This window comes from Bacteroides intestinalis (assembly GCF_003464595.1).
In the GTDB taxonomy this organism is placed as follows: Bacteria; Bacteroidota; Bacteroidia; order Bacteroidales; family Bacteroidaceae; genus Bacteroides; species Bacteroides intestinalis_A.
Genome location: NZ_QRZF01000023.1, coordinates 78,031 through 90,988, shown reverse-complemented (window position 1 = coordinate 90,988; position 12,958 = coordinate 78,031). Strand labels below are relative to the sequence as shown.

At 43.9% G+C, this 12,958-nt stretch carries 6 protein-coding genes and 1 pseudogene; 2 read left to right on the top strand and 5 right to left on the bottom strand.

The annotated features are described in order from the left end of the window. Positions 1 to 98 precede the first annotated feature (98 nt). The 5 genes and pseudogenes from DWW10_RS22535 to DWW10_RS22515 all read right to left on the bottom strand — a co-directional run. A pseudogene (locus DWW10_RS22535) lies at positions 99 to 371 on the bottom strand (transposase); the annotation flags it as partial. A gap of 596 nt (positions 372 to 967) precedes the next feature. Beyond that, the gene (locus tag DWW10_RS22530; protein WP_118421154.1) at positions 968 to 2,806 is read right to left on the bottom strand and encodes a RagB/SusD family nutrient uptake outer membrane protein; all 1,839 of its coding nucleotides are present in this window, start codon (positions 2,804 to 2,806) and stop codon (positions 968 to 970) included. Positions 2,807 to 2,819: 13 nt separating this feature from the next. Continuing rightward, a complete protein-coding gene (locus tag DWW10_RS22525; RefSeq protein WP_022391433.1) occupies positions 2,820 to 6,143 on the bottom strand; it encodes a TonB-dependent receptor in 3,324 nt (1,107 codons plus the stop codon). Positions 6,144 to 6,247: 104 nt separating this feature from the next. Next, positions 6,248 to 7,174, bottom strand: coding sequence for a FecR family protein (locus DWW10_RS22520; RefSeq protein WP_118221971.1), 927 nt, complete (start codon positions 7,172 to 7,174; stop codon positions 6,248 to 6,250). Positions 7,175 to 7,243: 69 nt separating this feature from the next. Beyond that, positions 7,244 to 8,623: an FAD-dependent oxidoreductase gene (locus DWW10_RS22515; protein ID WP_022391431.1), complete on the bottom strand. Its 1,380-nt coding sequence runs from the start codon at positions 8,621 to 8,623 to the stop codon at positions 7,244 to 7,246. Positions 8,624 to 9,209: 586 nt separating this feature from the next. Between DWW10_RS22515 and DWW10_RS22510 the strand changes: the two genes are divergently transcribed. Then, positions 9,210 to 9,761 (top strand): RNA polymerase sigma-70 factor, encoded by a 552-nt coding sequence (locus tag DWW10_RS22510; RefSeq protein WP_022391430.1) that lies wholly within the window; start codon positions 9,210 to 9,212, stop codon positions 9,759 to 9,761. 127 nt (positions 9,762 to 9,888) lie between these two features. Then, a complete protein-coding gene (locus tag DWW10_RS22505; protein WP_022391429.1) occupies positions 9,889 to 12,885 on the top strand; it encodes a glycoside hydrolase family 2 protein in 2,997 nt (998 codons plus the stop codon). The last annotated feature ends 73 nt before the right edge of the window (positions 12,886 to 12,958 follow it).

The window sequence follows — 12,958 nt, the reverse complement described above, 5'->3', positions numbered from 1 at the left end:
ATATTTTATTGTGATATTTAATACTGCAAATGTAAATGTGTCAAAACGTTGGCACAACCTTTTTTGATGATTTACAGTCCTGCTATATTTCCTTTTGTCTACGCCGCTTTTTTCTCATTCATTTGGTAACAAGTTACTATATTCCCGTTGTATCGGGTTATAAATAGCCCAATAAATATAGATTTAGCAAATGTAATGAGCTCCTTTCCTGCTTTTCTCAGTTTTGCACACATCTTTTTGATATTAAAAGCTATGGTAAAGAAGGCAAAGTCCATTGTCATCTTGTCTTCTCCCACATGCCGTAACCTCCTGTATGCCATGTTGTATTTCATTTGTCCGAAAACAGCTTCCGGTTCTATACACCGCCTTCCCCCTCCGTTTTGAAACTCATAAAATTCAAGTTAGCAAATAGAATCGCGATATGCCAACGAATAAGAATGCAACCATACGATACCAATCATGAGACAAGTGCTTCTAAGATCATCGCCACCGATACTATATTGATACGTGAGTTCGGGATAAGAAAAAACTTTTAAAGGAACTTTTTTATCCCGAACTCACGCTTATATAAAAGCAGGGCATGAGAAAGACATTATCCCCATCCATACATCACGATGTTTCAGATGTAAGATTACTAATCCTTCAAACACAAGATTACCAAGAAACACGCCATCTTGTGCATAACGCCAACTATCGGCCCGGACATCTCCTCATAAGTCAGGACACCGAAAGGGACAGATTTAAAAGCATGCGGGCGCTTTCGTGATGTGATAATATTTAGGCGTGTATTACGCGGAACAATACGGATTCTATAATTAAATCCGAGGTTCCGCGCAATTCGCGCCTAAAGGAAAGTATCAAGGGAGTTTCTTCTGACACCCTCTACAGCTTGGTTCTACCTTCCGTCTTTAATCAGTGCTACACAGATTGCAGATTCCACAGGAAAGGCAGAGTCGATGTCGGCATATTAGTAACCGGGGTTCTGCTCCAATTGGTCGTTGACCAAGAGGTCGTCAGCCGGTATGGGCCACAAATAGTTCTTTTTGGGGTCGAACGACATCTTATAGAAAGTCACGATATAGCCGGCCTCTTCCATCGGAGACAAATCGGGAAGTCCGTCTTCGTCAATATCAGGGATGCCTCCTATCGGATAGTTGCCCTCGTCCCAGTTTTTCAAAAGCTTCATAAATTCGTCAGACAATTGCGTATTCGACTCGCTGCCTGTCAGTCCGTTCCAATTGGTTGAGCCGGACCATGCACGATCCAAGTAATACATGGATTTGTTATGCGACTTCTCGGCTACTCTCCAACGCAGCAAATCGCGATACCGAACACTTTCGAATGTAAACTCCGCACGACGGTCCATCCGTATGATACGGCGGAGTGCTGCTTGCGAAGCGACCTTGACTCTGGGGTAGTCAATACCTGTATTTCGATAAGCACGCTCCCGGATCAAGTTGATAGTCTTGTCCAAATCTTCTTGCGTACACGTCCCCATCTCATTCTTAGCCTCCAAGTAAGTCATAAGAACTTCGGCATAACGCAGGTAGGGATGGCAATTGTCTGAGACGCCGCCATACTTGTTATAGTCTTTCCACTCCTCTTTCACAAATTTGCGGATTACCAAACCATTGTATGCGGCATGCTGGTTAGAGGCTTTCGAATCGCTGCTCAGAACCATTTTGCCAGTAGCCACCTCGTAGACTTTATTGGCGTAAGGGCTGGGGTTGTATTCATATCCCAGCATAACGTAGTCCGGATATTTCTCGGGGAATGTGCCATCTTTCTTCGAGGCCTCATATTCAGCATAATCTTCCGAATACTTCGTCTTATACGGCTGAATGGTCATTGCCAATCGGGGATCACGGTTGGCAAACGGGTCTTTAGGATTATAGAGCGGCGATTCGTCGATAGGCAATCCGTCTATGCAGGTATAAGCGCATAGCAATTCCAAAGAAGGGCTTTTTCCGGCAGTTCCACTGACCTTACGTATGATTGTATTTCGGATGTCGGTAAAAAGACCGAATCCTTTCTTAAGAGCCAGGTTTCCCTTGAAATAGAACATCAGTTCTTTCGACTTGTCTGCCTTAAACAAATTGAGATAATTGTCGTGCAACTCGTACACATTCAAGTCCATACATTGCTTAGCAGCATCTGCAGCAGTCTGCCAGTCTTGATGGAACAGGGCAAAACGCGCCTTAAAGCCAAGTGCAGCACCTTTAGTCGGTCTGAGCTGTCCGGTTATCGTGGCCGGCAAGTATTCGATGGCCTTATCGAAACATTCATAAGCATATTCAAGCACCTTTTCCTTAGGAGAACGGGCAGCATGGTATGCTTCGTTCAGGCTCATGTTGTTATTGAGAATGCAGTCACCATAATATGCAGTCAGCTCACCGTAAGCAAAGCCCAGCATAAAATAGGCTTCGCCTTTGTATTGGTTCACTTTGGCTTCTCTCAGTCCCGATGCACTGCCTTTATCCAGTGCATTGACGATTTTGTTTGCACGCGCAATTGCTTTGTAGAGCACGTTCCATCTGCTGACAGAGGTTTTCCATTGCGAAGTAACTGTTCCAATAGTGATTTCATTTGACGCACCACGGTTCAGAACGTCATCGTCCCAATCAATACCATCGATAGGGAAAAAGTCCGGTCGCCACAAATCATTCAAGGCCATTTCTATTTCCGTGGCATCGTGGTACCAGTTTTCACTTGACCCTTCAGACAAAGGATTCAAATCTAAATCAGCGCAAGCTGTCAGGCCAACGGCCATTGTCATGACCAATATCTTTTTATGCAATTTTTTCATGATTTCTTAGATATTAAAATGAAACATTCAAGCCGAATATAAATGAAGAGGTTATTAAATCGTTGCTATAGCTGGTCCACTCAGGATCATACCCTTTAGGATGGTTAGAGAATGCCGGCAAATCATTAACGCTAAAGTAAGCTCTCAGTTTGCTTACATTAAACTTCTGAGTCAGCTGCTTGGGGAAAGTATAACCAAGGGTTATATTCTTTATACGCATGTAAGCCCCATTAAATAAGTAGAAATCACTGGTTGCGTAAATATTTGTATCATTCGTTGTCAGTTTCGGATATTTAGCCTTGGCATTCTCTGCATCGGTAGCATTAGGGCTCCAATGACTCTCAATTAAATTAAGCGGACAAGCGTATGCCTGATATTTAAAGGGAGTGACGGGCCATGACCAATAAGAAAGTATATGCCCGATGCCTTGAAATGCCAGATTGAAGTCAATGCCTTTCCATTCGGCCCATATAGAACCACCGTATTGCAGTTCGGGCAATGAATTACCCAGTCTCACCCGGTCGCTGGAAGCGGTTATCTTGTTATCGCCATCAATGTCTTGATAACGGATGTTACCCTCTTTGTCATTGTTAGTGAGCACAGCTATCTTTTTTCCATCGGCATCATACATAGCATCTGCATTCAGGATAATGCCTAAGCTCTTATAACCGTACCATTCATTGTAATAAGAACCTTCCTCGGTTATCTTACCGGAACCGATATTCTGTCTGTCGGCCATATATCCCATCTTAGAACGATAGTCGGACAGGTTGAAGCTTACTCCATACTTGAAATCATCAATATGGTCGCTCCACGACAATTCAAAGTCCCAGCCTCTGGTGTGCATATCAGCAGCATTGTTCTGCGGTGCATTGTATCCGAAATAAGAAGGGAATCCTACTTGCATCAGCATGTCGGTGGTTTTCTTGTAATAGTAATCGAAAGAACCACGCAAGCGGCTATCCAATAATCCGAAATCCACGCCAACTCCATAAGTGGTGGTGGTTTCCCATGTCAAATCATTGAAAGCATATTCAGACTGATAGGCTGTTTGAACAACATCGGACACCCCCGTAGAGGTGTTGGGAAGATAACCTGTTCCGAAAGCCAACTTAGCTTGATAAGGGAATTCAGAACCGATACGCTCATTTCCCAATTGACCGATAGAGCCACGCAGCTTCAAGTAGTCTACAATTTTTTTGTTGAACCAAGATTCCTCAGAAACAATCCATCCGGCACTTACCGACGGGAACGTTCCCCAACGATGACCTTTTGCAAAGCGTGAAGAACCGTCGGAACGGACATTGGCTTGCAGCATGTAGCGATTTGCCCATGAATACATGATACGTCCAAACACAGAGCGGTAAGCATTGTGTCCGGCACTGCCACTATTAAACTGATAATCTTTAGGACCTAAATCCAAGTAAGGATAGTTATTCAAAGTATAATTGGTACGTGAAGCACCCAGATTCTCCCACTTGTATGCATAGTCTTCATAACCGGCCATCACTCCGATGGAATGTTTCTTGATATCCAGTTTGTAATTGGCATAGAGCTGTTTTGTCAAGCTATGGTTGTGGTTGCGCGATTCGCTCAGGTTAGTAGTCGCATTGTCCTTTCCCGGAATAGTTTCACCGGAAATGGTGTACACATCGTATCGTTTAGTATGGCTCTTCCCAATTGCAAAAGAATAGTTCGGAGCAATGATGGCCGTCAATGTCAGCCCCTTGACCGGCTTAATGTCCAATTGGATTTTACCACTTATACGATAATTCTTGCTGATAGAGGTTCCTCCCAATTCTTGCTTTGCGATAGGATTATCTCCATCCTTGCCATCGGCAAAAGTGCCGTCGCTCCAATAAACATTGTAAATAGGAGCACGCTCCATCAGCTCGGATATGGAAGCATGAGATTTTTCGGAGTTCCCATACACCATGTTCAAGTCTACATTGGCATGAATCCACTTGTTTATGGAGTAATCGTTATTGGTACGGATATTAATCCGCTCGTAGTTTTTGTTCTTAAAAAGCGATTCAGAGCTATAATATCCCAAGTTGAAGTTACTTTTCAGTTTGTCAGTTCCTCCACTCAACGACAACGAATGGCGATGGTGTGATGTATGGCTTTTAAGTCCGAGTCCCATAAAATCCGTATCGGCATACCTGTCTGGGTCTTCAGCACGCAATTGCGCATAGTTGTCTATCATTTCTTTCGAATAGATAGAGTAAGGAGAAGAAGCGCCATCATTGTATGTCATTTCATTCAAGCCAGTCATCCATTGAACCGAATTAGCAAATTCGGGCACTTCTGTCGGCTTATCTATTCCATATTCTCCATTATATGACAGATGGAATTCTTTATTCTTGGCACGCTTTGTTGTAACCAGCACAACACCTGCGGCAGCACGAGAACCATAGATTGCTGCAGATGCCGCATCTTTAAGAACCTGAATGTCTTTCACGTTTTCCGGTGCCACATCGCCCAAGTTTCCGGGTACTCCATCAATAATGACCAAGGGGTCGTTGGTAGAAAGAGTCGTAATACCACGTACACGTATCGTGGCTCCGGACCCTGGGTCGCCGCTTGACCTTGTTATCTGCACACCGGCCATCTGTCCTTGCAATTGTGACGACAGCTGAGGAGTGTTGTTCATACGCAATTTCTCACCGCCCAATGAAGACGTAGAGCCTGTCAAGTCCATTTTGCGGGCACTACCGTAGCCGATTACCACAACTTCCTCCAGCGCTTCGGTATCTTCTTGCATGACAACTTCGTATGAGTTACTATTGCCTATCGCCACTTCGGTAGACTTATAACCTATGTAAGTAACAATAAGGGTAGCTTTTGGGTTGCTTACAGACAATGTAAAATTTCCATCCGTATCGGAGATAACACCGTTAGTAGTACCTTTCTCTATAATATTTGCACCGATAATAGGTCCGAAAGAATCTTTTACGACACCTTTTATGGTGCGCTTGGCTTGCTGTTGGCTATCGTTTGTTGAAGCTCCGTTGCGAGAGAGCACAATGTAGCCGCCTTCTATCTTATAGGATACTTCATCACCGAACAAATCCTTGAGCACCTCCTCTAAAGTGGAATTTTGGGTGTTGATGCTTACTGTTTTGTCTACGTTTACGTTCTTGTTGTAAATGAATAACAAGTCTGTCTGTTTTTCAATGTCACTCATTACACTCTCCACCTTGACATTGCGTTTGTTCAAGGTGATGCGCAAGTCCTGCAGGTCCATTGTTACTGCTTGTAGACTCAAGGGGCACGAAACCAAGAACATCGCTGCCATTTTCAGCAGGTGTGGTACGCTGGTTTTTCTTTTTCTCATGATGTAAAGTTTAAAAGTTTTTTAGTATTAGTATGTTATGTTTGTAGGTATATATATTATATTTAAGGTGTTATGTCATAGGTATTAAAAAGTTTTTAGGGTTATTATTGAATGATTATCGTATCGTTGTTTTTATATTCGAAAGAGAACTTAGCGTCTTGCTGAAGTGCTTTTAGCACAGCTTCTATGGTATCTGATATGCGGAACTTTCCACTGCATGAGTAATGGTCGAGTTTAGGGTTGTTTATAATAATTCGTATGCCGTAGTTCTTTTCCATTTTTCTCATCAGATCTTTAAACGAAGTGTTGCGAAACGTGATGATTCCCTCTTTCCAGCTATACGCATCAAAGTTGCTAATGGGACTCACTTTAAGCTGCCCGTCGCACAACGTTGCCGAGTTGTTAGGAGTGAGCGTCACAACCTGGTCGGGGTTCTCTGAATCGGTGACCTTAACGCTTCCTTGCATAAGGGCGGTAGAAAATTCGTCATCCTCATAGGATTCTACGTTGAACTGCGTGCCCAGCACCTCTACTTCGCAACGGCCGGTGTTCACTATGAATTTTTTGTTGCCCTGCTTCGTGACATTGAAGAAAGCTTCCCCTTTCAGCCAAACTTCACGTTTTTTGCCATTGAAGCTTGTAGGATATGTTAGTTCGGAGCGGGCATTGAGCCAGATGTGCGTACCATCAGACAAGGTCATTTCCACACGTTGCCCGGTTGGCACCTTGATGGTATTGAAAACCATTTCATCGGTGGCGAAATGGCTCCATAAGGCCGGGCCTGCCAAGACACAAATCAGAATCACTGCTGCTGCAGCAACGGTTTGGCTCCAACTCCAGATAAACGTTTTACGCGCTGAGGGCTTATTGGCCGTGGCCTTCTTGCTCAATTGGAGCGCATCGTAAAAGGTGCGTTCCCTGAAGAAAGCTTTTCGGTTGGCCTGGTCGGCATTGACCCATTGGCGAATGGAAGCCAACTCTTGGTCGGTTGCCTTGCCACGAAACATCTTATGTAGGAGTTCTTGTTCCATATATAGTTATATCACTATTATGAGGACGAATGAATGAGGGAATACCCTAAACACGGAATCCGCTTTTTTTTAAATTAATTGTCCTACCTCTACAAGTCTACTCCTTAGCTGCTTGATGTCCACATTATGTACATCGGGTTTCTTGGAACGGACAATCTGTGCGGCGGCTGTTCCTGCTGCTTCACCAGTCACCAGCGAGGGAGGCATCACACGCAGGCTACCGTAGGCGTAAGGGTCGGTTGATATGCAACGGCCTGCCACTAACACATTTTCCAGTTTCACCGGAGTCAGACTGCTGAAAGGAATCCCGTGCGACTCTCCTTTTTTATAACGAGGAAAATGCTTGGCGTCTTTCTTATGGACATCAATATAATAATTGTTGCGTCCAATGCCATCGGCAAACTCCTTGCGTTCCAACCAATCGTCTAAGGTAAAAGTATAATCGCACTTTATCCGGCGGCTTTCACGAATCCCCATCAAGCTTCCGGTAGTGTTCAAGTGTGAGGCGCCAAAGGTTTTAGGCTCAAACTCTCTAAGCCCCTGATGCAATTGTTGAGCTACTTTGCGGCCTTTCAGCATAGCCTGCGACAACGACTCCGGATTGGTGCTATCTACAGTGACATGTCCGGCATTGAATCCTACGATAGCAGGTCCCACCAGCTTGTCGTTCATGTGCGCATCCTTGACCAAGGGATATTTAGGATTTCCATGAATGGAGTGCACAGGCGAATCTTTTCGGTTAGAGTGTACGCTACCTATCAGAGAGTATTCATAAGGGTCGATGTTCGATACGGTAAAACAGAGTGTACCGTCCTGCACTTCACCGTTTTCATCCCCTTTAAGATAGTCGGCTCCCGCCCAAGTTGCCAAATCGCCGTCACCGGTGCAGTCTATGAACACTTTAGCCTTGCAGGCTGTAAGGCCGGCCTTGTTGGCCACAATGATTGCGTCCACCACTCCGTCTTGTTTCATTTCGACAGCAGCCATGGTCGTAAAGAAGAGCACGTGTACACCGGCTTGGGTCACTAAGTCATCGTACACGACCTTGAGGTACTCGCTATTGATGGGCACCCAGTCATTGTAGCGGACGTGGGGCACACCTTTGCGGGATTCCATGAATACTTTTTCGGCTATACCTTTATATATAATACGGTTCCCATCGGTAAAAGGACACCAGGCATTCAGCAAGCCAGAGGTTCCCATGCCTCCCAAAGCTCCGGTTCCTTCAATCAGTAGTGTGCGAGCACCATCGCGAGCGGCGGCGGCGGCAGCTGCACATCCTGATGGTCCACCTCCTACCACAATGACATCCCAGTCTGTACTTATGGGAATGCGGGCTCTGATGCTGTCTTTGTTATTGCCGCCCGGTATGGATGCTAAAGTAGGAGTCATGGCCACTGAGGCCAATCCTAACGTACTCAAGCTTTTGATAAAATTTCGTCTTTTCATGTTTTTATGGTTTTAGCATTTTCTATAAGGACGAACGAGCTTCGGAGTACCCTAACCAAACTTTGGATATTTTTTAGCGTCTGCTTGATTTTTCTTTTTTTCTCAAGTTCCTCATCAGTTTTACTTAGAGAATTATCTTTGGCCTTTCCCCTGTTTTTGCTCACCATACAGCCTGTTTGCCCCTCATAAAGCAGAAAACAGCCTCATAAACATATTTCAAAGACACACTGAGCAAAATTTAAACTGCCCCTTAGAATATTTGGATTTTTTAGAAAAACAACTTACCTTTGTTTGGCTTTAACAGCACTTCGTTAAAGCCCAATTAAGTCATTGAAAACGATACGAGTTAGCTAACAAAGCTTAGTGCTGCAAGATAAATAAGCGACTAATTCCCAACATCTTTAATGGAGCCTGAACACACATTAAAGCAATGTAGTAAACAGCACTCGACCGATATAAGGGAATCGCAATTGGCGCATAGCCCATATCTGCCTTTTTAATACGCTATTGCTAAAAAGTGCTATATCATAGTTGTATGAACATTGTCAACCAATTACTTTAAACAATGGGGAAAACAAGAAATATAATGGAAATCGACCAAATTTTCATGACACACCGCGAACGCTTTGTCCGATTTGCCGATTCCTATGTCCATCACATTGAGGCTGCGGAAGACATCGTGAGCGAGAGTTTTCTACATTGTTGGGAACAACGGAACAATCTGATAGAAGTAAATGACATAGCTATGTATATGCTAGTTATAGTGAAAAACCGATGTTTGGACTATTTGCGGCGGGAGCGTGTACGGGATAGCATCACAGAAGACATGCTGAGTGACAGAGAATGGGAACTGACCATGCGCATTACCAGCCTGGAAGCCTGTGAGCCTGAAACCCTTTTAAGAAACGAAGTGCAGAAGTTAATAGACAAAGCCCTTAAGCAAATGCCAGAAAAAACGAGAAACATCTTTGTGATGAACCGTTACGAATGGAAGAGCTATCAAGACATAGCGCAAGAAACAGGACTCTCCATTAAGAGCATTGAATATCATATTAGCAAAGCCTTAAAGGTCCTTCGCCATGAATTAAAAGATTATATGCCGACATTCCTGTTTGCGCTTCACTTCTTGAACAGTTAAAGAATAACCTACTTTCATTTAGGGTATTTAGATTCTAATTCGTCCTTATAACAAGAGCTTAGGGAGACAATCGCTGGTGTGCGATGTACTCCCCATATATTTCAATTTATTAACTAATTAGAGTACTATGAGTAAATTCAACATGCGTTTATCAATGTTCAAGTCCTTTATCAAACTCACGGGAGGAGACTATTTGCCCCAATTATCATCTTTAGGGAGGAATCATCTCTTTTTGGCCTTATGCCTGATTTTCATTTCTTTGGGAAAGAATGAGCGTGCCGTAGCGCAACAACTAAACTTTGGCCTTAACCAGAAGCAACCTTTTGAGGAAATTCCGCATTCTGAATACTCCTTTCAAACATCCTCTCGTAAAACCAAGAAACCGGTAGCAGGAAAACTCGTTGCATTAAGCAATAGAGAGTATCAACTGAATGAGGGCTGGGAACTTCTTGAAGGCTATAAAGTCCGCGAACTGCAAACATCTGTCCATGCCCCGATGTTGAATACTTCCGATTGGTATGGCGCAACCGTGCCTGGAACGGTGTTAACCACTCTTGTAGAGCAAGGGGTGTACCCCGACCCATATTGGGGATTGAACAACTTGCTTATTCCTGACACTTTATGCAGAATGGACTGGTGGTATAGAAATGTATTTACGATTCCCCAGAACAAACATGGAAATCGGCCCAAATTAATATTCAATGGAATAAACTATAGAGCAGAGGTGTGGCTGAACGGGAAACTCTTAGGTAATATCGACGGGGCATTCTGCCGTGGAATTTTTGATATAAGTTCGATTGCCAAAGTAGGAGAAGCAAATGTATTGGCAGTGCGTGTCATCCCACCAAGCAATCCGGGTATTCCCCACGAGTCATGCAGAGCCGGAATAGGCCCAAATGGAGGAGTGTTATGTTTAGATGGCCCTACATTCATCAGCTCCGAAGGCTGGGATTGGAATCCTGCCACAAGAGATCGGAATACAGGAATCTGGCAAGATGTACGAATTGTATATGCCAATGAACTGGAACTTACCGATTCGCAAATCATCACAGATTTGCCTTTGCCTGATACCACAAAAGTCAGTTTCCTGATTCATACCAAGGTTTATAATGCCTCTACTCAACTCCAAGATGCCAAGCTGCATGTTCAAATAGGCAATGTGAAGGCTGTTCATCCTTTTAAGATAGGAGCCAAGGAGTATAAGGAGATTCATCTTACTCCCAAGCAATGCAAGGAGCTGGTTATGGAACATCCTATACTCTGGTGGCCCAACGGTTATGGCAATCAGTATTTATATAATGCAACGATTTGCCTGACCGACAATAACAACGATACCTTAGACATCCAAAAAATGCGTATTGGAGTGCGCGAAATGGAATATGAATTATCAGCCCACAACGTTAAAGGTGAAATAATGAGGATTAACTTCAACCCTACCGCGGCTTCTGAAAAGAGAATAAGACTATTTGACAATGTAGCTCGTATAAAGAGTAAAAACGGAGTGTTCGTGCCACAGCTGTTGCAACCTCTCGATGGTGAAATAGTGCGAGAAGTGGAAGATAAAGAGATGAAAGAGCACTTGGTAGTCAAAGTGAACGGTCAACGAATCTTTTGCAAAGGCGGAAACTGGGGCATGGATGATGCTATGAAAAGAGTTTCAAGAGAACGCTTGGAGCCATACTTCAAACTGCATAAAAACATGCATTATACCATGATTCGCAACTGGACGGGCGAGTCTACCGAAGAGATTTTTTATGAGCTATGCGATGAATATGGTATATTGGTATTCAACGATTTCTGGCTATCTACAGAAGGATTCAACCTGAATCCATTGGACAATACGCTTTTCATGAGGAATGTAAGAGAGGTCGTTCGCCGTTACCGAAATCATCCGTCTATCGCTTTGTGGTGTGCCCGGAATGAAGGCTTTGCCCCCAAAGAATTGGAACATTCATTGGCAGAAACTCTTATGGAAGAAGATGGGACCAGGCACTATTTAGGCAATTCAAGGTCCTTGAACAGCGCGGGAAGCGGACCTTGGAACTATAAATTCGACCCCGCGTGGTACTATAAATCATTAGCAGGAGGCTTCCGTTCCGAGGTAGGCACTCCCTCACTGCCAACCGCCGAAACCGTTCGTGAATTCATGGCCGAAGAAGACACCTGGCCCATTAGCGATGTTTGGTTCTACCACGATTGGCACAACCGTAGCTTTGGCGAGAAGACCTTCTGTGAGCTCTATACGGAAGGAATGGATTTGAAACTCGGCAAATCGAGCTCTTTGGATGAGTTCTGCACGAAAGCACAACTCATCAATTACGAAAGCCATAGAGCAATCTTCGAAGCATGGAACAGTAAGATGTGGAGGGACGCATCAGGCATATTGCTATGGATGAGCCACCCCGCATGGCCAAGTATGGTATGGCAAAACTACAGTTCCAATGGCGAAACTGCCGGCGCATACTATGGCGCCCAGAAAGCATGCCGCCCTTTGCACATACAGATGAGTTTGGATAAGTACAATGTAGATATAATAAACACTTCGTTGAAGGAGTATAAGAACGTAACGGTCAACTTGGCCACTTACAGTAAAGAGGGCCACAAGATTAGCGCTACCACACTAAAGGTGCCAACCATAAAGCGCAATGGACTGACGCCGGTTATCACATTTGATGAATTGGCCGGAGTTACCGACTTCCGTTGGATAAAAATTGTACTGACTGATGCAAAGGGCCATGAATTGGATGATAACGTATATTGGTTCAATCCCAATAAATGGGACGGAAAGCTGTTGTCGAATCTGCCGGAATCAAACGTTAGTATGCAGATTAAGAATGTACGATATGATGAATCAAGCTATTGCAAAGGAAAAGTCGTTGTTACCAACAAAAGTAAAGTCATTGCCTCGTTTATAGACCTGACACTTAGGGATAGTAATAGTGGAAAGGCTATACGTCCTGCCTATTTCAACGACGGCTACTTTACATTAATGCCCAATGAGAGCAAAGAAATAACATTCGAATTCCTTATCCCCGCACAAACCAAACATGTGGTAATACAGCTTAATGGGTACAATGTAGCATCAAATCAGGTAACTTTACTACAAAAAAGACAACTATGGTAAGTAGATGAAATAAAAGGGTATAAAAGAGATTGTGTCAAAATGCTGGCACAACCTCTTCTGTTTAAATGCTTAT

Bases quoted from the DNA above. Each gene is read 5' to 3' on its own strand.
- DWW10_RS22530 (WP_118421154.1), bottom strand. From the start codon at position 2,806: ATGAAAAAATTGCATAAAAAGATATTGGTCATGACAATGGCCGTTGGC.
- DWW10_RS22525 (WP_022391433.1), bottom strand. From the start codon at position 6,143: ATGAGAAAAAGAAAAACCAGCGTACCACACCTGCTGAAAATGGCAGCG.
- DWW10_RS22520 (WP_118221971.1), bottom strand. From the start codon at position 7,174: ATGGAACAAGAACTCCTACATAAGATGTTTCGTGGCAAGGCAACCGAC.
- DWW10_RS22515 (WP_022391431.1), bottom strand. From the start codon at position 8,623: ATGAAAAGACGAAATTTTATCAAAAGCTTGAGTACGTTAGGATTGGCC.
- DWW10_RS22510 (WP_022391430.1), top strand. From the start codon at position 9,210: ATGGAAATCGACCAAATTTTCATGACACACCGCGAACGCTTTGTCCGA.
- DWW10_RS22505 (WP_022391429.1), top strand. From the start codon at position 9,889: ATGAGTAAATTCAACATGCGTTTATCAATGTTCAAGTCCTTTATCAAA.